This is a genomic window from Pseudomonas laurentiana, from assembly GCF_014648275.1.
Classification (GTDB): domain Bacteria; phylum Pseudomonadota; class Gammaproteobacteria; order Pseudomonadales; family Pseudomonadaceae; genus Aquipseudomonas; species Aquipseudomonas laurentiana.
Genome location: NZ_BMQU01000029.1, coordinates 1 through 19,714 on the forward strand (window position 1 = coordinate 1; position 19,714 = coordinate 19,714).

A 19,714-nucleotide genomic window follows, 5' to 3' on the forward strand; every position below is an offset into this window, starting at 1 on the left:
ACTGTATTGGGTAGACATGGCAACACCTTACATCAGGTGTTGCACTTGCTCCTTGAGGCCGCCAAGCCAGCCATGAGCGAAAGAACCACTTCAGCAAGCTGGGCATCGGGAATCGTCAAGGCACTTGAGTTGGAAGGGCTCGACTGTCGCGCCATGTTCACCCAGATTGGTCTGGACTTTGCGGCGTTGGATGATCCCGACGCACGCTTTCCACAGGATGCCATGACGCGCCTCTGGCAGTTGGCCGTTGAGCTGTCCGGCAATCAGGCGATCGGTCTGAACATGGCCCGCGTTGTGCGCCCGGCTTCCTTCCATGTCGTCGGCTATGCCTTGATGTCCAGTCGAACCCTGGCTGAGGGGTTCGAGCGTCTGGTCCGTTATCAACGAATCATTGCCGAGAGCTCTGATCTGTCTTTCCGTCTGGAGCCGGAGGGGTACGCGTTGGTGTTGACGGTGCATGGTGATCACCTGCCGCCGACCCGCCACAGCGCCGAAGCCTCATTGGCGTGTGCCTTGTCGCTGTCCAGTTGGCTTAGCGGTCGTCCGATTCAATTGCGTCGGGTGTTGATCCACGGGCCGCAGCCTGTCGATCTGGAACCCTATCGAACAGCCTTCCAGGCACCGCTGGTATTCGGTGCTGAGCACAATGCGTTGATTTTTGAACGCAGCGACATGGAGGCGCCGTTGCCAACGGCCAACGAAGCCATGGCCACCCTTCATGATCGTTTTGCTGGTGAGTACCTTGCGCGTTTTTCCGAGAGCCGGGTAACGCATCGGGCCCGCCAGGTACTGTGCCGGATGCTGCCTCAGGGCGAGCCTAAGCGAGAAATGGTTGCCCAGGCGCTACATCTGTCCCAACGCACCCTGCAGCGACGATTGCAGGAAGAGGGGACCAGCTTTCAGGCCTTGCTCGACGACACCCGTCGCGAGCTGGCCGAACAGTATCTCGCCCAGCCCGGGATGACCTTGCTTGAGGCCGCCTACCTGCTGGGGTTTGCTGACCCAAGCAACTTTTTCCGAGCGTTTCGGCGCTGGTTCGATGTCACGCCCGGGGAGTATCGGGCACGCCTGGGAGGGTTGCTGCCAAGCGCTTAGGCGATCAATGACGCCAGAACGCCGGCATACACAGCACCAGTACCGTGATGATTTCCAGGCGGCCGAGCAGCATGCCGCCCGCCAGAATCCACTTGGCTGCGTCTGGAAGGCTGGAAAAGTTGCCGGAAGGGCCGATGGTTTCGCCCAATCCAGGGCCGACACCGGAAACGGTGGCTGCAGCACCTGTCAGTGCAGTCATCCAGTCGACGCCCAGCAACGACAAGGCCAAGGCGATAACGCAGATGGTGGTGGCGAAGAAGAACGAAAAGGTCAGGATCGAGCGCACGATTTCTTCATCGAGACGATGCCCGTTGTACTTCTGCTTGATCACGGCCCGTGGGTGGATCAGTTGATTCAGGTTGGCCTTGAGCAGGGTATAGGCGACCTGGAAGCGGAAGATCTTGATCCCGCCGGCAGTCGAGCCGGAGCAGCCACCGATAAAGCCCAGGTAGAAGAACAGCATCAGCGAGAAATTACCCCACAGGCTGTAGTCACCCAGTGCAAAACCGGTAGTGGTCACCACGGAGGTCACGTTCAGCGCTACGTGGCGCAAGGCATCAAGCCAGTGGAGATCGGTCGTGGCCCAGTACCACGTGCCAAGTACTGCCCAGGTAGCCAGCAGCAGGCCGAGCAAGCCGCGAACCTGATGATCTCTTAGCAGCGCCTTGCGGTTGCCTCGCAGTGTTGCGACATACAGGGTGAAGGGCAGGCTGCCGAGGATCATCACCACCACGGCGACCCAATGCACTGCAGGTATGTCCCACTTGGCAAGAGACTGGTCGGAGGTGGAGAAACCACCGGTGGAAATGGCTGACATGGCGTGGTTGATGGCGTCGAACGGGTTCATGCCGGCGAGCCAGAACGCCAGGCCACCGAGGGTCGTGATACCGATGTAAACCATGACGATCGACTTGGCGACCATATGCGAGCGTGGCATGACCTTTTCCGAGCGGTCGGACGACTCGGTCTGGAACAGGCGCATGCCACCGATGCGCAGCAACGGGAGAATCGCAACCGCCATGGCGATGAAACCGATACCGCCCAGCCAGTGCAAGAGCGAGCGCCAGATCAGGATGCCCGGAGACATGGTGTCCAGGCCGCTCAGTACGGTAGCGCCGGTGGCAGTGATGCCTGACATGCTTTCAAAGAACGCATCGGTGTAGCTGATGTGCTGGGTCAGCAGAAAGGGCAATGCCGCGAAGATACACACCACCAGCCAACTGCTGACGGTGAGCAGGTACATGTCCCGTGGGCGCAGATGCACGTGCTCCGGGCGCCCGGGAACGACCAGTGCCAGGCCGGCTAAAAAGGTGATCAGGCTGGCCCAGAGAAATGAGGTCAAGTCGCCAGTGCGCTCGAAAACCACCAGGGTGGCCATGGGCACGACCATGCTGATTGCCAGGGTAATCAGGAAGATGCCGATAATGAAACCAATGATCCTTAAGGTCGGCAACGCCATGTGATCTGCTCTGACTCGATGCGGAAAGGCGCCATTCTACCTATGGACCTTTTTATGTAAACGCTAGAATGGCCCTACATTCAATTACAGGGGGGTAGCCGATGGAGGCTCTCGACGCATTGCTCAACCGTGTTTCCGTTCCACGCCTGGTGGAGCCGGCACCGAATGCTGCACAGCGTGAGGCGCTGTTTCAGGCAGCCTTGCGTGCACCCGATCATGGTCAATTGCGCCCATGGCGATTTCTCACCATTGAAGGCGCAGCACGCGAACAACTGGGGCAGTTGCTCGTCGAAGCGACGGAGCTAAAGGGTGGCGCGACCCAGGCGACGCTGGACAAAGCCCGCGCCATGCCGTTGCGTGCACCGCTGCTGATTGTGGTCATTGCTCGCCTGCAGGACCACTTCAAGGTGCCTAAGTCGGAGCAACGCCTGGCCGCCGGATGTGCGGCGCACGGTATTCTGCTGGCGGCTCATGCCCAGGGTATTGGTGCAGTGTGGCGTACCGGTGATCTGTCCTACAGTGCCCACGTGGCCAAGGGGCTGGGCTTGGCTGAAGGGGAGGAGGTCATCGCTTTCCTTTACGTGGGTACGCCGCAGAACGAACCGCGCACGGCACCGGTGCTGGCCACCGAGGACTTCGTCAGCGCGTGGCCCATGCCGCGCTGAGCCGATTCGTGCTGCCAGTCGCCGGATCAGGTTACTGTGCAGCACCCGCGAGCGGTAAGGTCAGGGTTGCGATAAATCCGCCTTGTGGATGATTGGCGAGCGTCAGGCTGCCGCCATGACGCTCCACCGCTCGCCGGGCAATGGCCAACCCCAGGCCATGACCTGCTGCACTTTGCCCCGGGGCGCGGAAGAACGGTTTGCCCAGTTGATCACGGTGTTCGTCAGCCACCCCAGGGCCATGGTCGCGTACGCTGATGATGATCCGCTCATTGTCGCGAGTGGCCTTGAGCTCAATGGGCTGCCCTGGCGGATTGAAGCGTTGGGCATTGCGCAACAGATTGTCCAGTGCACGTTCCAGCAGTGTCGGCCAGCCCTGAAGGGCCAGCTCGGGCTCGGCGTGCAGGTGAATTTCCTGCTCAGGGGCATTCAGCAGTGCATCCTTCTTTACATTCAGCAGCACGGCCGAAAGGTCAATCGGTTCGGCCTTTGCCTGTTCGGCATCGACACGGGCCAATGCCAGGATTTCACTGATCAGGGCTTCCAGGCGGTCGCACTCACGGGTCAGTCGGGGCCATAGTGCTTCACGTTGTTCTGGTCCGGCGCGTTCTGCAAGGGCCAGTGCGATGCGTAAACGTGCCAGTGGCGAGCGTAGCTCGTGCGACACATCGCGAAGCAGCTGGCGCTGGCTGCCGATCAGGCTTTGCAGGCGTGCGCCCATGCGGTTGAAGTCGTTGGCCAGTACGCCAAATTCGTCGCGTCGGCTGGCCAGTCGAGCCAGGCTGTTTTGTTGGTAGGCGGTTTGCCCCAAGTCATGCACCGCGCCGCGCAGCCTTCCCAGTGGGCGCGTGATCGACAGCGTCACCAGCAGGCTGAACAGGGTCAGCACGACCAGCGCAATCCCCAACGCGCTCAATGGCCATAGCAGGCTTTCGCGGTGCCAGGCGTCAAGTTCCGGGTGGGGGATCCGGTAGATCAGCAGGTAGGTGTCACCCGTGCTTGGGCTGGTGTACTCCTCTGTGAGCCGGCGCCAGGGGAGCTGTCGTTCATCATTGTGCTGGCGAGCCTCAAAGGCGGCGGCACGGCGTGGGAATGTTCCTGGAACGACCGCATCGCCGCTCTCGTTGAGCACCTGGACGTCGATGTGATAACGCCGTTTGCGCTGTTCCAACAAGCCTTGCGCGACTTCCGGGCCGGCCTGTTCGTAGCGCTCGGTCCAGTTTTTGGCCAGGGTGTTCAACCCAGGATGACGGCTGAGAATCCAGGCGTCCTGGTTCAGCATGTGGCCCAGCAGTATCGACAGGCCGGCAACCAGCGTGATGGCCAGCCAAAAACTGGCAAGGATGCGCCAGAACAATGAACGCAAAGGAGGCACCTCTAACGGAGAATGCCCGGTGTGCCATGGCAGACCGGGCAGGTGTGGCACAGCTTACTGAGCCTTGGTGGCTTTTTCAGCTTTCCAGGCTTTGAACTCGTCCCATTCGGCGCGGCGCTCAGCTTCTTTTTTCTTCATTTCATCGAACTGTTTTTGCTGTTCGGGCTTGAGCAGTGCACGAATGTCGGCCTGGGTTTTGTCTTCCTTGGCCTTCAACTCGTCTTTCATGGCTTTTTGATCGGCTGCCGGGAGTTTTTCCAGGTAGCGTTGGGTGATCTCGCGACGCTCTTTCATCTGCTCACCCATGAGCTTGTGGACCTGTTGGCGTTGCTCGTGGGTCAGGTCCAGTTGAGCAAAGGGTGCGCCGCCGCGATGGTGTTCGTCATGGCGTGGACCACCTTCGGGCATGGCCATGGCGACAGTTGGCAGGGTTGCAGCGAGCATCAGAGCGATCAGGGTCTTGCGCATGGTGAATCTCCTTGTCTGAAACCGGTAGTGGCCGGATGTGCTCAGTGTAGGGAGATCAAGGTCAACGGCGGTCAGGCAAGCGTAAAGCTTGGGTAAAGAGTCGCGGGTGTCGGCCTGACATTAAAGGCTGTAGTAATAGCCACGACTGCGCAGGGCGACGATTCGGGGGCGACCATCCGGGTGTGGGCCCAGTTTTTTACGCAGGTTGCTGACATGCATGTCCAGGCTGCGATCGTACAGCGTGAGCTTGCGTCCAAGGGCGATTTGCGCAAGTTCCTGCTTTTCCAATGGCTCGCCGGGCTGGCGCAGCAGGGCTTCGAGAATGCGGCTCTCGGAGAGCGTCAGGGTCTGTTCATGTTCATTGATGCTGATGACGCCACGGGCTGGGCTGAAGCTCAGGTCGCCGATTTCCAGCTGGCTGGGCGGTGTCGCCGGATGGCTGCGGCGTAGCACCGCGCGCAGGCGCGCAGTCAGTTCTCGAGGGTCGCAGGGTTTTGCGAGGTAGTCGTCGGCGCCCAGTTCCAGGCCCAGAATGCGATCCAGCGGCTCGCCGCGAGCCGACAGCATCACGACAGGCAGCTCGGCATGCTCGCTGCGCAGTTGCTTGAGCAGTTCAAGGCCGCTGCCGTCGGGCAGCATCACGTCCAGTACCACAGCCGCTGGCGCGTACTCGGCCAAGGCCTTGCGGGCACTCTGGCCATCGTGGCAAGCCCTCACCTGAAAGCCTTCCTGGGTCAGCCAACTGCTCAGCAGCTCGCAGAGTTCCTCGTCATCATCGATCAGTAACAGCTCGCTCATGTCTCACTCAATTCAACCATTGCCGGCGCCGTCTGTAGCTACCGCTGGCAAAGATACCGCAGAGTGCTGCCAAGAGGGCAACTCCACCGCCAATCACGAACCATTGTTGTTGATCGGTCAACAGTTTCATCGGGCTGCTGGCTTGCAACTCGTTGAGCTGAGCTTTCAAGCGCTGGTTTTCCTGGCGAAGCCCGCTCAGCTGTGCGCTTTCGCGTGTGTTATCGAGATTTTGCAGTTGTTGGCTCAGCGCTTGGCGCTGTGCCTCGCTTTCCTTCAGGCGTTGTTGCAGCTCAGTGATCTGACTGCCGGCGCTAAGTGATAGCGGTGTACTGGCAGCGGTGTCTTCGGCCTGGGCAAGGGGGCTCAACAGCAGCAGGGATAGCAGTAGGGACAACGTACCTTGACGCATTGGAACTCCTGATTCCACTCAAGTGTTCCAGAGGTTGTCGGCCGTTTAACGAGAATGATGAGCGATTGACGCCAGAAAGGCATGCTGGCAGGCGGTGCGCTGTTGTGCGCACCGCCTCTGGCATTACGGCAGGACTTGCTTGAACGGCTTGACCACAACCTTGTCGTAAACCCCGGCGGCAATGTACGGGTCTGCGTCAGCCCAGGCCTGGGCGGCGCTCAGGGACTCGAACTCCCCGACGATCAGGCTGCCGCTGAAACCGGCTGCGCCTGGATCGTTGCTGTCGATGGCCGGGTGCGGGCCCGCCAGTACGACGCGGCCTTCAGCCTTGAGTTGCTGCAGGCGCTCCAGATGGGCAGGGCGCGCAGCCAGGCGGTTTTCCAGCGAGTTGGCAACGTCACTGGCGATGATGGCGTAGAGCATGTCAGTCCTCGGTTTTCGGAGTGGTGGGGTCACTGTCGTGCAGGTGGCGGGACAGGTACACGCCCTGGCCGACCAGGAAAATGATGGTCATGCCCAGGCTGCCAAACACCTTGAAGTCCACCCAGAAACTCTGGAATGTGAACGCGACGAACAGGTTGGCTGCACCACAGAACAGGAAGAAAACGATCCAGGCGATGTTCAGGCGCCCCCAGATCGGGGCTGGCAGCGTCAGGGCGTGCCCCATGATGCGTTTGATCAGCACGCGATCGCCGATGAAGTGGCTACCGGCAAAGGCCAGTGCAAACAGCCAGTTGACCACCGGGGCTTTCCATTTCAGGAAGGTCTCGCTGTGGAAGGCCAGGGTCAGGCCGCCGAACACCAGGCAGGCGACCAGGGTCAGCCATTGGCCTTTTTCCAGCTTGCGCTGACGGATGAGCAGCGTGCCATAGACCACCAGAGAGCTGATGATCAGCATCGCCGTAGCGCTATAGATACCGCCCAACTGAAAGCTGTGGCCGGCAATTTCGACGGCGCGAGGTTCAAGTTTGTAGACGATGAAGAACAGGAGCAGCGGGATGAAATCGATGAATTGTTTCACAGTGGCAGCCAGAAGCAGGATGTGACGGCATAATAACAAACATCAATGACAGCGAAAGCGCCACCTATGAATGTTGATCTGCACTGCCACAGTACGGCCTCCGATGGCGCCTTGTCGCCCACGGCACTGGTCGCTCGGGCTCATGAACACGGCGTGCGGACATTGGCCCTGACCGATCACGATACCCTTGAAGGGCAAAATGAAGCGCGCACGGCTACGCGCGCGCTGGGTATGCAGTGGGTCAGTGGTGTAGAGCTGTCCTGCATGTGGGGGGGTGCCACCATTCATGTGCTGGGTTATGGCTTTCCACTCGATGCCGCGCCGCTGAATGCGGCGGTCGATGCGCTGCACCAAGGGCGCTGGTTGCGTGCCGAGGAAATCGACCGACGGCTGGCCCTGAAGGGTATGGCCGGGGCGCTGGACGGCGCACGGGCCATACAGAAGGAGCTTGGCGACAGCGGCAATGCCCCGGCACGACCGCATTTTGCCGAGTTTCTGGTGCGCGCAGGCTATGTCAAAGACCGTGGCGAAGCGTTTCGCAAATGGCTCGGGGCAGGCAAGCTGGGGGACGTCAAGCAGCACTGGCCGAGCCTTGAAGACACCGTTGAAACCCTGCGTCAGTCAGATGCCTGGGTGAGTCTGGCGCATCCGCTGCATTATGAATTTACGCGTAGCAAGCGCCGTCGGCTGATTGCCGACTATATTCAAGCAGGCGGGCAGGCGCTGGAAGTGGTGAACGGGATGATGCCAGCCGAGCAGGTGGGCACGTTGTCCATCCTGGCCCGTGAATTCGGTCTGCTGGCGAGTGCTGGCAGTGATTTCCATGGTCCGGGCGCCTGGTCGGAGATCGGTGTCTACCGGCCATTGCCCGAGGATCTGCCGCCTCTATGGCGCCGATTCAAGCATGAGCAGCCTATCGACGCGGTCTGAACAGGTAGAAAATGTGAGTCAATTTTTCCAGATTCATCCGGAGAATCCGCAGCCGCGCTTGATCAAGCAGGCCGTGGAGATCATTCGCAAAGGGGGGGTGGTGATCTACCCCACCGATTCGGCCTACGCCATGGGTTGCCAGATTGGCGACAAGAATGCCATTGAGCGGGTTCGGCAGTTGCGTAAGCTGGACAAGAGCCACAACTTCACACTGCTGTGTTGTGACATGTCGCAGTTGGGGCTGTATGCCAAAATCGATACCGGTACCTTTCGCTTGCTCAAGGCCCATGTACCTGGGCCGTACACCTTTATTCTCAATGCTACCCGTGAAGTGCCGCGGCTATTGATGCATGAAAAGCGCCGCACGATCGGTCTCAGGGTGCCGGATCATCCGATCACCCTTGCGCTGCTTGAAGAGCTGGGTGAGCCGTTGATGAGTGTGAGCCTGATCTTGCCGGGTGACGACGAACCGATGACGGACCCGTATGAAATGCGCCAACGCCTGGAGCACCATGTCGACCTGATCATCGATGGTGGGTTTGGTGGCCTCAAGGCGTCCACGGTCATCAATCTGGCTGAGGGTGAACCGGAAGTGGTGCGTGTGGGCTGCGGCGATCCAGCGCCATTTCTGGTCGAAGCGTGAGCCAGTCCGACACCACCGAGTCGCTCGTCGATCCACAGGCAGGGGCTCAGCAAGAGTTGCCCCTGGTGCTGGTCTATGGCCAGGCGCTGACCGAAATGCCGGTGGACCTGTACATTCCGCCAGATGCGCTGGAGGTCTTCCTGGAGGCCTTTGAGGGGCCACTGGACCTGCTGCTCTACCTGATCCGCAAACAGAACATCGATATTCTCGACATCCCCGTGGCTGAAATTACGCGTCAGTACATGGGCTACGTCGAGTTGATGAAGAGCGTGCGTCTGGAGCTGGCTGCCGAGTATCTGGTCATGGCGGCGATGCTGGCCGAGATCAAGTCGCGCATGCTGCTGCCACGCTCGGCGGAGGTCGAGGCCGAGGAGGACGACCCACGTGCCGAGTTGATTCGCCGCCTGCAGGAGTACGAGCGCTTCAAGGCCGCCGCCGAAGGGATTGACGCGCTCAGTCGCGTGGGGCGTGATGTGATCGTGCCCAGGCTTGAGGCACCGCAAGCCAAGGTGCGTAAGTTGCTGCCTGATGTCAGCCTTGAAGAGCTGCTGGTCTCCATGGCCGAGGTGCTCCGCCGTGGTGATCTGTTCGAAAGTCACCAGGTCAGTCGTGAGGCGTTGTCTACCCGCGAGCGCATGAGCGAGGTGCTGGAGCGGCTGAAGGGCGGTGGTTTCGTGCCGTTTGTCGAGCTCTTTACGGCGGAAGAAGGCAAGCTGGGTGTTGTGGTGACCTTTATGGCGATCCTTGAGCTGGTCAAGGAATCCTTGATCGAACTGGTGCAAAATGAGCCCTTTGCCGCGATCCATGTCCGGGCGCGTGCCGAGTAACCCCTACAAGCAACGAGCATGGCAATGAACCTGAACGACCCACGGGACCTGGCGCCCCTGCTTGAGGCCTTTCTGTTGGCGTCGGGCAAGCCGCAATCGCTGGAGCGGCTCTTTGAGCTGTTCGAGGAAGCCGAGCGCCCGGAGCCTGCGGTCTTCAAAAAGGCCCTGGACGTGCTGCGCAAGTCCTGCAATGGCCGTGCGTTCGAGCTCAAGGAGGTGGCCTCCGGCTACCGCCTGCAGATTCGCGAAGACTATGCCCCCTGGGTTGGGCGGCTATGGGAAGAGCGTCCGCAGCGCTATTCTCGTGCGTTGCTGGAGACCATGGCCTTGATTGCCTATCGTCAGCCCATTACCCGTGGCGAGATCGAAGACGTGCGCGGTGTGGCAGTCAACAGCAATATCACCAAGACCTTGCTGGAGCGCGAATGGATTCGTGTCGTAGGCTACCGGGAAGTGCCGGGGCGGCCGGCAATGTTCGCTACCACCAAGGCCTTTCTCGATCATTTCAACCTCAAGAGCCTCGACCAGCTTCCGCCACTGGCCGAACTGAGGGAAATGGAACCCGAGCCGCTGCTTGATCCGGACGATGCGCCTGTACCTGCTCATCTGCAGGCGCTGGCGGATGCCAGTGTCGAGCCTGAAGTCGAGCGCGAAGAAACCAGTTTTCATAGCCTGCTGGTTGAACTCGACTCGATGGAGGAGGGGCTCAAGACCGACTTCGATGACATGCTCGACGACACTCCGTCGGCGGCGGATGAGCCTGAGTCTGTCGAAGACATGCCGCGCGACTGAGTTCACCTTCGAGCGGAAATTGTCAGGTGGCCGGCGAATTCCAACGCGTCCGTGATGCGCCGCGTCTGCGTTCGGCGTATCATTCGTGCCCGTTTGGGTGCCAATGCGCCCACACCATGATTTTCAGTACACCGGGAGGTGCCCAGATGAGTGAACAAGACCTGCAAGAAACCCCACCACGTCCAGCCGGCGAGAAACTGCAAAAAGTACTCGCGCGTATTGGCGTGGGCTCGCGTCGTGATGTTGAGGCCTGGATTGGTGAAGGGCGCATCAAGGTCAATGGCGTTGCCGCCACCCTTGGCCAGCGTGTCGATTTGCACGACGCCATTTCGGTCGACGGCCGTCTGATCAAGCGCGAAGAAGCCTCTGAAACCGTACGCCGCGTGATCATGTACAACAAGCCCGATGGCGAGATCTGCACCCGTGACGACCCGGAAGGCCGTCCGACGGTGTTTGACCGCCTGCCTCGCCCGAAAGAAGGCCGTTGGATCAACATCGGTCGTCTCGACATCAACACCACGGGGCTGTTGATGTTTACTACGGACGGTGAACTGGCCAACCGCCTGATGCACCCTTCGTACGAAATGGACCGCGAGTACGCCGTGCGTGTGCGTGGTGAAGTTGACGAAGACATGCTGACCCGCCTGAAAAACGGCGTGATGCTCGAAGATGGCCCTGCGCGTTTCACCGACATCCAGGAAGCACCGGGTGGTGAGGGCTTCAACCACTGGTATCACTGCGTGGTCATGGAAGGGCGCAACCGTGAGGTTCGTCGTCTCTGGGAGTCCCAGGGGCTGGTGGTCAGCCGCCTGAAGCGCGTGCGTTTCGGTCCGGTGTTCCTCAACTCCGACCTGCCGATGGGTCGCTGGCGCGAAATGAGCCAGGGCGAAGTGGATATCCTGGCTGCCGAAGTAGGCCTGACCCCGGTCGCCATGCCGGCGATGAAAGCCAAGGTCAAGGACAAGCTTGAGCGGATGCAGCGCAAGTCGTCCAAGCCAGTTGGCCGCGGTGAGCGTGTACGTACGCTGCGTCCTGCCAAGGACGGTGCAACTGAGCGTCCAGCACGTCAGCCTCGCGATGAGTCGCCACGCAAGGGGCGCTCCACCGTTGCCGAGCGTCCTAGCGAGATGAACAAGCGCAAGCCTGCGCCGAAGCGTCCAGGCAGCAGCCGTGGCAAGCCGCCACGCGCTGAGTAAGCGCTATCACAGCCAGCCTTCGGGTTGGTTCGGGCTGCCAACAAACCCCCGCTTTTTAGCGGGGGTTTGTTTTTTGAGGCAACGACTGGCGTTGATCCATGAAGGCCGTTGGCTTGCCAACGATGCAGGCACCGCGTACGCACTGACACCGTGTTGACGCCATCGCAGGCAAGCCTTTCTCCACTATGTGGAAAGTTTCTGAACCGTCTTGTAAGGAAATATTTACAAGAATACCGTTTTTCCCCCATCAAATCGCCCGCCACCGCCAGCTGTAACAAAACCTTGCCGAAAACCCTCTGTCGTTACGCTTTCCGTGAGCGTCAATGGCTTGCCCGCGTCCGCCGGGCGCGGTGATATGTGCGCCATTGCCGTGTGCAAAGCCGGGCCGAAGAGCCTGGGCTGCTAATAAGAACAATCGGAGGCGCCATGCACGCCAGACACACTTCCAGGCTCCACCTCTCCCACAGGACCGGTGCGTTTTGTCAGCAGACATTAACGCAACGTGTTGACCCCTGCCCGACTGCAGGGGTATACAATGCGCCGCGTTTTAACTGTGACCCCAATGCGTACCGCGCAATCTTGCTGACACCAGGCTAATTCGTCCGGGCTGCCGCCCGTGTCGACCGACCCCGTCCAAGAACCCTCAAGGTCTACCACCTTGTTAATTCCGCTGCGCCACGAGCGCGGTGGGTCCGATTCCGTCACAGATAAAAACAAACAGGTGACTCCGTTCATGAGTGGACAAAACTCGCATTCAGGTGAGCTAAAGCGTGGCCTGAAAAATCGCCACATCCAGTTGATCGCCTTGGGCGGTGCCATTGGTACCGGGCTGTTCCTCGGCTCGGCGGGTGTGTTGAAGTCGGCGGGCCCGTCGATGATTCTCGGTTACGCGATCTGTGGCTTCATCGCGTTCATGATCATGCGCCAACTCGGCGAGATGATCGTTGAAGAGCCGGTTGCCGGTTCGTTCAGCCACTTCGCCCACAAGTACTGGGGTGGTTTCGCCGGCTTCCTTTCCGGCTGGAACTGCTGGGTGCTGTATATCCTGGTGGGCATGTCGGAGCTGACGGCAGTCGGCAAGTACGTTCACTACTGGTGGCCGGAAATTCCGACCTGGGTCTCGGCGGCGGTGTTTTTCGTGATGATCAACGCCATCAACCTGGCCAACGTCAAAGTCTTTGGTGAGGCTGAGTTCTGGTTCGCGATCATCAAGGTGCTGGCCATCGTCGGCATGATTGCCCTGGGCAGCTACATGCTGGTCAGTGGCAGTGGTGGACCGCAAGCCTCGGTCAGCAACCTGTGGGATCACGGTGGTTTCTTCCCGAACGGTGTCAGTGGCCTGGTCATGGCGCTGGCGATCATCATGTTCTCGTTTGGCGGCCTGGAAATGCTCGGCTTCACTGCGGCCGAAGCCGACAAGCCGAAAACAGTTATTCCCAAGGCGATCAATCAGGTCATCTACCGTATCCTGATTTTCTACATCGGCGCCCTGGTCGTACTGTTGTCGCTGACTCCATGGGATAGCCTGCTGACCAGCCTGAACAGTTCTGGCGACGCGTACAGTGGCAGCCCATTCGTGCAGGTGTTCTCTCTGCTCGGTAGCAATACTGCCGCGCATATTCTCAACTTTGTGGTGCTGACGGCTGCGCTGTCGGTCTACAACAGTGGCACGTACTGCAACGCTCGTATGCTCTACGGCATGGCTGAGCAGGGTGATGCCCCGGCAGGTCTGGCGAAAATCGATAAGCGTGGCGTACCGGTGCGCTCGATTCTGGCCTCGGCCGGTGTGACCTTGGTCGCTGTACTGCTCAACTACTTCATCCCGCAGCATGCGCTGGAGTTGCTGATGTCGCTGGTGGTTGCAGCCCTGGTGATCAACTGGGCGATGATCAGCTACTCGCACCTCAAGTTCCGCCAGCACATGGACCGTACTGGTCAGACTTCGCTGTTCAAGGCGTTGTGGTATCCCTATGGCAACTACATCTGCCTGGCCTTCGTGGTTTTCATCCTCGGCATCATGCTGCTGATCCCGGGCATTCAGGTGTCGGTTTATGCCATCCCTGTGTGGGTGGTGGTGATGTGGGGTTGCTACGTGCTGAAGAACAAGCGTAGCGCCCAGGCATCCGTTGTCGCTGTGAGCGCCACCGCCAAGTAACACGCTGTGATGTCCTTCAAGAGCCCGGCCTTGTGCCGGGCTTTTGGTTTTTATGGGGTATGCTGAAGGTCGTTCTCTTCAAGCCAGACCCATGTTGATCATATCCAATGCTGTGCATATTCCTGATGACGAGATTGAACTGAGCGCGATCCGTGCCCAGGGGGCCGGCGGGCAAAACGTCAATAAGGTGTCCAGTGCCGTTCACCTGCGCTTCGATACGCAGGCTTCGTCATTGCCGACGTTCTATAAGGAGCGTTTGCTGGCGCTGCGTGATCACCGTATCACCCGCGAGGGCGTGATCATCATCAAGGCTCAACAGTACCGTACTCAGGAGCAGAATCGCGCCGATGCGCTGGAGCGTCTGATCGAGTTGATCAAGTCGGCGGTCAAGGTTGAGAAGGTGCGCAGGCCGACGCGTCCGACCTTGGGCTCCAAGACCCGCAGGCTGGAGAGCAAAAGCAAGCGTGGGACGATAAAGGCTGGGCGAGGCAAGGTGGATTACTGAGGGGCTCGGTGGTGTGAAAACCGCGGGCTGGGTTGCCCCGATGCAGGTTTCCACACCCTCTGTGCGCGGTTATTCCTGGTCGGCGCTCGGAAGTTCTTCGCCGTTGGTGTCAGCAGCATTGGCTGCTTCGGCGCTATGAAGAGCAGGTTCCTGCTCGGCGGGGTTCAGGCTTGGGAAGGGAAGATTCGGGATTTCATGCATCTCGTCGTTCCTCGCAAGTGTGAGTGGAAAGGCTGCGCAATATGCGCATGGCTTTGCAAAAAGCCTCGGCAGGATACAGGAGTCTGCGTGACAGTATGAGTTTTACTGCCAATCGGCGGCTCATACTTTGGGCGTGCTCGGCAGGGAAAGGTGGGCGGTAGTGCGCGGCGTGTATCGTCAGCGAGGCCGTTCCCTTGTGGAGAACGGCCTGCTTGGGGTTAGCGACAGACGTCAGCAATGGCCGCTGCCAGTGCGTCCAGTCGTGCAGCATCAGCGCCAGCGATGTTCGCCCGGCCTGTGCTGACCAAATAGACGCTATGGCGTTCACGCAGTTGCGTGACCTGTTCCGCAGACAAACCGGTGTAGGAGAACATGCCCCGCTGCTGAGCAATGTGGGCAAAGCGCTCACGCAAGCCGTGCGGCGCCAGTGCCTCGACCAGGCCTGTGCGCAGTTGGGCGATGCGCTGGCGCATGGCGTCCACTTCTTCGACCCACAGGTGTTTCAATGCCGGGTCGCCAAGAATCTGCGCAACCACTGCGGCGCCATGGTCGGGTGGCGTTGACCAGAGGTTGCGGGCCAGCAGAGCCAATTGGCTGCGCACGTCCAGCAGCTTCTGGGCGTCTTTGCTGCTGACCAGCAGGGCGCCGGTACGCTCCCGGTACAGGCCGAAGTTCTTTGAACAGGAGCTGGTGATCAGTAGCTCAGGCAGTTCAGCGGCGAACCGCCGTACCATCCAGGCGTCTTCCTCAAGCCCATCGCCAAAGCCTTGGTAGGCGAAGTCGATCAGTGGCAGTAGTTCTCGACGGCGAACGACCTCCAGCACGGCCAGCCAGTCCTGTTGCGACAAGTCAAAACCGGTCGGATTGTGGCAGCAGGCGTGCAGCAGTACCACGTCACCCTTTGGGGCAGACTCCAGCGCCGTCAGCATGGCCGGGACGTTCAGGCGGTTGTCTGCTCCCACATAGGGGTAGTGATGAACCGCGAGGCCAGCACTGGCAAAGAGGGTTTCATGGATAGGCCAGGTCGGATCACTCAACCATATGCCGCGTCCTGGCAGGCAGTGCTTGATGAACTCCGCAGCCAGTCGCAAAGCACCGGTGCCCCCAGGTGTTTGGGTGGTACCGACGCGTTGCGCTTGCAGCAGCGGCGATTCGTTACCCAGCACCAGTTCGCAGATCAGTCGACCGAAAGTGGCGTCACCATGGCCGCCCACGTAGCTCTTGCTAGCCTGGCTGTCGAGCAAGCGTTGTTCGGCAACTTTCACCGCAACAGGGACGGGTGTCAGTCCCTGGGCATCCTTGAACACGCCGACGCCAAGGTCGAACTTGTTCGGGTTGCTGTCTTTGGCATAAGCCTCCATCAGCCCCAGGATAGGGTCGCCCGGTACGCGTGCGATGGCGTCGAAGTGCATTACTTGCGACCTTCCGCAGTCTGGGCGACTTCGTCGGTACGGGCGGCCATGATGAAATCATTGCGATGCAGGCCTTTGATCGAGTGGCTCCACCAGGTGACGGTGACTTTGCCCCACTCGGTGAGCAGGCCTGGGTGATGACCTTCAGCTTCGGAGATTGCCCCGACGGCGTTGGTGAAGGCCAGTGCGTGGGCGAAATTCTTGAACAGGAATACTTTTTCCAGCTGCATGATGCCGTCGCGAACTTCGATGTTCCAATCCGGAATCTGTTTGATCAGTACCGGCAATTCTTCGTCGCTGACCTGTGGGGCATCGGCACGGCAGGCTTCGCAATGGGCTTGGTTCAAGGCGTTCATAGGTATTTCCGCAAGTGGTTTGTTATGGGTATGGATGGGTAGCTCAGGCGGCTACCTTCGGTGGAAATTTCGGTGCGTGAAGGCCTAGCTGCATGGCGTTCTGAACCATGCCCATGATGTCTTCATGGGCGAGGTCGAACAGGCGCTTCAGGTCCGGCAGCACGAAGTACAAGGGCTGCAGGATGTCGATGCGGTACGGCGTACGCATGGCTTCGAGTGGGTCGAAGGCTTGGTGCTCCGGCTCGTTGGACAGGCTGTAGACGGTTTCCTTTGGCGAGGAAAGGATACCGCCGCCATAAATTCTGCGGCCTTGTGGCGTTTCTACCAGGCCAAACTCGATGGTCATCCAGTACAGGCGAGCCAGATAGACACGCTGTTCCTTGGTGGCGTTCAGGCCGAGTTTGCCGTAAGTGTGGGTAAATTCGGCGAACCACGGGTTGGTCAGCAGCGGGCAGTGGCCGAAAATTTCATGGAAAATGTCCGGCTCTTGCAGGTAGTCGAGCTCTTCACGGGTGCGAATGAAGGTGGCGACCGGGAAGCGCTTGCTGGCGAGCAGTTCAAAGAAGGTCTGGAAGGGGATCAGCGCGGGCACGCGAGCAACCTGCCAGCCCGTGGTCTCGCCGAGTACCTTGTTGATCTCGCCCAGTTGCGGGATGCGGTCATGAGGCAGGCCCAGCTGATCAATGCCGTCCAGGTACTCTTGGCACGCACGGCCTTCGATGACCTTCAGTTGGCGGGTAATCAGGGTATTCCACACCGCATGTTCTTCTTGCGGGTAGTCAATGAACCCCTGCGCATCGGGCTCACGAGCCACGTATTGCGTCTGTTTCATGCTGCTCTCCTGCTGAGGGCCTTTATTGTTATGGGTCAAGCCATGGCCCTAGAGATAGCCTGTCGGGAATGCGTTTGCACCTGGTGGAAGGCGGTGCATCGGTCCGGCAGGACAGGTTTTTTGTAACGATAACTTTACGAGTCTCCGCTGATTCGATAATCAAAGGCTTGGATGCCATTGAGTTTGCGCTAATTTGTCACGTATTCTTTACAGTAATTCTAGCGCTTGTGTGAATAAATACCGAGCGAAGCCTTACTTGTAGGACATTTCATGCGTATCAAAGTGCACTGCCAAAATCGCATCGGCATCCTGCGTGACATCCTCAATCTGTTGGTGGATTACGGCATCAACGTTGCGCGTGGTGAGGTGGGTGGAGAGCACGGCAATGCGATCTACCTGCATTGTCCGAACCTGATCAATCTGCAGTTCCAGGCCTTGCGCCCAAAATTCGAGTCGATTGCCGGTGTGTTTGGCGTGAAGCGTGTGGGGCTTATGCCCAGCGAACGTCGCCACATGGAGCTCAATGCACTGCTCGGTGCTCTGGATTTCCCGGTGTTGTCCATCGACATGGGCGGCTCGATCGTTGCCGCCAACCGTGCTGCGGCGCAATTGCTGGGTGTGCGGGTCGATGAAGTGCCGGGTATTCCCTTGTCCCGCTATGCCGAGGATTTCGATTTGCCGGAGCTGGTGCGGGCGAACAAGTCACGCATCAATGGCTTGCGGGTCAAGGTCAAGGGCGATGTCTTCCTGGCAGATATCGCGCCCTTGCAGTCGGAACATGACGACAGTGAGGCGCTGGCGGGCGCAGTCCTGACCCTGCACCGTGCCGACCGCATTGGTGAGCGGATCTACAATGTGCGCAAACAGGAGCTGCGAGGCTTCGACAGCATTTTTCAAAGCTCGAAAGTCATGGCGGCCGTGGTGCGTGAGGCGCGCAGGATGGCACCACTGGATGCGCCGCTGCTGATCGAGGGGGAGACAGGTACCGGCAAGGAGTTGCTGGCGCGTGCTTGTCATCTGGCCAGTCCGCGTGGTCAGGCGCCGCTTATGGCGCTTAACTGTGCAGGGTTGCCTGAGTCGATGGCTGAGACCGAGCTGTTCGGTTATGGGCCGGGCGCCTTCGAAGGGGCTCGCGCCGAAGGTAAGCTAGGGCTGCTGGAGTTGACGGCGGGAGGGACACTGTTTCTCGATGGCGTTGGCGAGATGAGCCCGCGCTTGCAGGTCAAATTGCTGCGCTTCCTGCAGGATGGTTGCTTCCGCCGAGTGGGCAGTGATGAGGAGGTGTATCTGGATGTGCGGGTGATCTGCGCTACCCAGGTGGACCTGTCCGAGCTGTGCGCGCGGGGTGAGTTTCGCCAGGACCTCTATCACCGCCTGAACGTGCTTTCGCTGCATATTCCGCCATTGCGGGAGTGCCTGGACGGCTTGTCGCCGCTGGTTGAGCATTTTCTGGATCAGGCCAGTCGGCAGATTGGTTGTGCATTACCGAAATTGGCGCCGGCCGCAATGGAGCGTCTGAGCCAGTACCACTGGCCCGGTAATGTTCGACAATTGGAAAATGTTCTGTTTCAGGCGGTCTCATTGTGTGATGGCGGTATTGTGAAAGCTGAGCACATTCGTTTGCCGGATTATGGCGCGCGACAGCCATTGGGTGAGTTTTCCCTGGACGGCGATCTGGCACAAATAGTGGGGCGATTTGAAAAAGCAGTATTGGAGCGCTTGTTGGATGAGTATCCAAGTAGTCGCGCATTAGGAAAGCGGCTAGGTGTTTCGCATACCACGATTGCCAACAAGTTGCGTGAACACGCCGTTGGAAAATCTGGGCAGGGTGGTGTGGCGTAATGCAGGGAGGACGTTGTTTGTATTTCAGTGGCTCGGTGTTGCGCGCTGATGCGGCCTTGCCGTTTTCGCAGCGCGCCTCGTTCTTCGAGAAGCGAGGCGCTGCGGTCAGTAGCCCTGGCGATTAGCCGTTGGAGCAACCGTTACCCATTACTCGGTACTCGAGAATGTGTTTTTGGCCTTGTGAGTCTTCGTAGGTCATGCGTGCTGGAACGACTTCGCAAACATTCGGGATTTCGCTCATGGAAATAACTTTGGCGATGTCCAGGTGTTGCGAGTAACTGTACTGTTCAACCGGAATTTGCTCGGCTGCATTATTTGCAACTTCATCAGCCATGGCGGATGCGCAAAAAGTGCCGAGTGCCAATACCAGTAACGCTTTCATTTTCATTTTACCTGTCTAGGTCTTTAAGGGGGCACGTAGCTCTTGTGGAGCTACGTGTGCAACAGTTTTAATGCTCAAGATTAGTGCGTGATTAACGGCCTTCGTGGGGGCTGTACAAGTTGTTAATCGCGTTGCCGTTGCTGGCGAGGTGAATTTTAGGGCGAGGTTGCGGTGCTAAACAGATGCACTTTTGATAAACACTATTGGCGGAAACTGTAACAATCGACGGGTAGTCTTGCCGGTTGCCTGCGATTTTAAGTGTGGAATCGCTCTGTAATGCTTGATCTAGAGCTGTTTGGGCCAGGTATTGACAGAAAAGACTGCTTTGTTACTACCAATGTCGAATGGCTTGGG

General features: G+C 59.1%; 23 protein-coding genes. 11 read left to right on the forward strand and 12 right to left on the reverse strand.

Annotated features, from left to right (window positions below; all coding sequences use genetic code 11):
* Window positions 1-72 precede the first annotated feature (72 nt).
* Window positions 73-1,095 carry an AraC family transcriptional regulator gene (locus tag IE038_RS21640; protein WP_189396269.1) on the forward strand — a complete coding sequence of 341 codons (1,023 nt, stop codon included), beginning with the start codon at window positions 73-75 and terminating at the stop codon, window positions 1,093-1,095.
* Between the two features lie 4 nt (window positions 1,096-1,099).
* Here the strand turns inward: IE038_RS21640 and IE038_RS21645 are convergent, their stop codons facing one another.
* Entirely contained in the window at window positions 1,100-2,554 is a 1,455-nt protein-coding gene (locus IE038_RS21645; protein WP_189396264.1) for a TrkH family potassium uptake protein, read from the reverse strand.
* A 101-nt stretch (window positions 2,555-2,655) separates the two neighbouring features.
* Here IE038_RS21645 and IE038_RS21650 point away from each other — a divergent pair, with 101 nt between their 5' ends.
* Window positions 2,656-3,219, forward strand: coding sequence for a nitroreductase family protein (locus IE038_RS21650; protein ID WP_163936028.1), 564 nt, complete (start codon window positions 2,656-2,658; stop codon window positions 3,217-3,219).
* Window positions 3,220-3,250: 31 nt separating this feature from the next.
* On the opposite strand, the gene IE038_RS21655 is transcribed toward IE038_RS21650, so the two are convergent.
* The 6 genes from IE038_RS21655 to IE038_RS21680 form a co-directional block, all read right to left on the reverse strand.
* Window positions 3,251-4,582, reverse strand: a complete 1,332-nt coding sequence (locus IE038_RS21655; protein ID WP_163936031.1) for a sensor histidine kinase — start codon at window positions 4,580-4,582, stop codon at window positions 3,251-3,253.
* A 63-nt stretch (window positions 4,583-4,645) separates the two neighbouring features.
* Window positions 4,646-5,059, reverse strand: coding sequence for a Spy/CpxP family protein refolding chaperone (locus IE038_RS21660; protein WP_163936035.1), 414 nt, complete (start codon window positions 5,057-5,059; stop codon window positions 4,646-4,648).
* A 120-nt stretch (window positions 5,060-5,179) separates the two neighbouring features.
* Entirely contained in the window at window positions 5,180-5,857 is a 678-nt protein-coding gene (locus IE038_RS21665; protein ID WP_163936038.1) for a response regulator transcription factor, read from the reverse strand.
* A gap of 7 nt (window positions 5,858-5,864) precedes the next feature.
* Window positions 5,865-6,266, reverse strand: a complete 402-nt coding sequence (locus IE038_RS21670; RefSeq protein ID WP_163936041.1) for an SH3 domain-containing protein — start codon at window positions 6,264-6,266, stop codon at window positions 5,865-5,867.
* A 123-nt stretch (window positions 6,267-6,389) separates the two neighbouring features.
* Window positions 6,390-6,689 carry a YciI family protein gene (locus IE038_RS21675; RefSeq protein WP_163936044.1) on the reverse strand — a complete coding sequence of 100 codons (300 nt, stop codon included), beginning with the start codon at window positions 6,687-6,689 and terminating at the stop codon, window positions 6,390-6,392.
* Between the two features lies 1 nt (window position 6,690).
* A complete protein-coding gene (locus tag IE038_RS21680; protein WP_163936047.1) occupies window positions 6,691-7,287 on the reverse strand; it encodes a septation protein A in 597 nt (198 codons plus the stop codon).
* Between the two features lie 66 nt (window positions 7,288-7,353).
* On the opposite strand from IE038_RS21680, the gene IE038_RS21685 reads away from it, so the two are divergent.
* The 7 genes from IE038_RS21685 (at window position 7,354) to arfB (ending at window position 14,335) form a co-directional block, all read left to right on the forward strand.
* Entirely contained in the window at window positions 7,354-8,217 is an 864-nt protein-coding gene (locus IE038_RS21685; protein ID WP_163936049.1) for a PHP domain-containing protein, read from the forward strand.
* A 13-nt stretch (window positions 8,218-8,230) separates the two neighbouring features.
* Window positions 8,231-8,860 (forward strand): L-threonylcarbamoyladenylate synthase, encoded by a 630-nt coding sequence (locus IE038_RS21690; RefSeq protein WP_163936052.1) that lies wholly within the window; start codon window positions 8,231-8,233, stop codon window positions 8,858-8,860.
* Window positions 8,857-9,687, forward strand: a complete 831-nt coding sequence (locus IE038_RS21695) for a segregation and condensation protein A (RefSeq protein WP_498053009.1) — start codon at window positions 8,857-8,859, stop codon at window positions 9,685-9,687. The genes IE038_RS21690 and IE038_RS21695 overlap by 4 nt, the downstream gene beginning before the upstream one ends.
* Before the next feature lie 24 nt (window positions 9,688-9,711).
* Entirely contained in the window at window positions 9,712-10,479 is a 768-nt protein-coding gene (gene scpB, locus IE038_RS21700) for an SMC-Scp complex subunit ScpB (RefSeq protein ID WP_163936055.1), read from the forward strand.
* A gap of 146 nt (window positions 10,480-10,625) precedes the next feature.
* Entirely contained in the window at window positions 10,626-11,675 is a 1,050-nt protein-coding gene (gene rluB, locus IE038_RS21705) for a 23S rRNA pseudouridine(2605) synthase RluB (protein WP_163936058.1), read from the forward strand.
* Window positions 11,676-12,408: 733 nt separating this feature from the next.
* Window positions 12,409-13,830, forward strand: a complete 1,422-nt coding sequence (locus IE038_RS21710; protein WP_163939143.1) for an amino acid permease — start codon at window positions 12,409-12,411, stop codon at window positions 13,828-13,830.
* Between the two features lie 91 nt (window positions 13,831-13,921).
* Window positions 13,922-14,335, forward strand: a complete 414-nt coding sequence (gene arfB / locus IE038_RS21715) for an alternative ribosome rescue aminoacyl-tRNA hydrolase ArfB (RefSeq protein ID WP_163939141.1) — start codon at window positions 13,922-13,924, stop codon at window positions 14,333-14,335.
* 69 nt (window positions 14,336-14,404) lie between these two features.
* On the opposite strand, the gene IE038_RS24720 is transcribed toward arfB, so the two are convergent.
* From IE038_RS24720 to phhA, 4 genes are all read right to left on the reverse strand, one after another.
* Window positions 14,405-14,536 carry a hypothetical protein gene (locus IE038_RS24720; RefSeq protein WP_268244592.1) on the reverse strand — a complete coding sequence of 44 codons (132 nt, stop codon included), beginning with the start codon at window positions 14,534-14,536 and terminating at the stop codon, window positions 14,405-14,407.
* A 218-nt stretch (window positions 14,537-14,754) separates the two neighbouring features.
* Window positions 14,755-15,948, reverse strand: a complete 1,194-nt coding sequence (locus IE038_RS21720) for an amino acid aminotransferase (RefSeq protein WP_163939139.1) — start codon at window positions 15,946-15,948, stop codon at window positions 14,755-14,757.
* Complete coding sequence (locus IE038_RS21725) at window positions 15,948-16,304, reverse strand: 4a-hydroxytetrahydrobiopterin dehydratase (protein ID WP_065760732.1); 357 nt, start codon at window positions 16,302-16,304, stop codon at window positions 15,948-15,950. Before IE038_RS21725 ends, IE038_RS21720 begins: the two co-directional genes overlap by 1 nt.
* A 43-nt stretch (window positions 16,305-16,347) precedes the next feature.
* Complete coding sequence (gene phhA, locus IE038_RS21730) at window positions 16,348-17,136, reverse strand: phenylalanine 4-monooxygenase (RefSeq protein ID WP_163939137.1); 789 nt, start codon at window positions 17,134-17,136, stop codon at window positions 16,348-16,350.
* A 270-nt stretch (window positions 17,137-17,406) separates the two neighbouring features.
* On the opposite strand from phhA, the gene IE038_RS21735 reads away from it, so the two are divergent.
* Both IE038_RS21735 and IE038_RS24725 read left to right on the forward strand, forming a co-directional pair.
* Complete coding sequence (locus tag IE038_RS21735; RefSeq protein ID WP_163939135.1) at window positions 17,407-18,978, forward strand: sigma-54-dependent transcriptional regulator; 1,572 nt, start codon at window positions 17,407-17,409, stop codon at window positions 18,976-18,978.
* The gene (locus IE038_RS24725; protein WP_268244594.1) at window positions 18,978-19,103 is read left to right on the forward strand and encodes a hypothetical protein; all 126 of its coding nucleotides are present in this window, start codon (window positions 18,978-18,980) and stop codon (window positions 19,101-19,103) included. Before IE038_RS21735 ends, IE038_RS24725 begins: the two co-directional genes overlap by 1 nt.
* On the opposite strand, the gene IE038_RS21740 is transcribed toward IE038_RS24725, so the two are convergent.
* The gene (locus IE038_RS21740; protein WP_163939134.1) at window positions 19,100-19,360 is read right to left on the reverse strand and encodes a DUF2790 domain-containing protein; all 261 of its coding nucleotides are present in this window, start codon (window positions 19,358-19,360) and stop codon (window positions 19,100-19,102) included. The two genes, IE038_RS24725 and IE038_RS21740, sit on opposite strands and share 4 nt — an antisense overlap.
* Window positions 19,361-19,714: the final 354 nt, after the last annotated feature.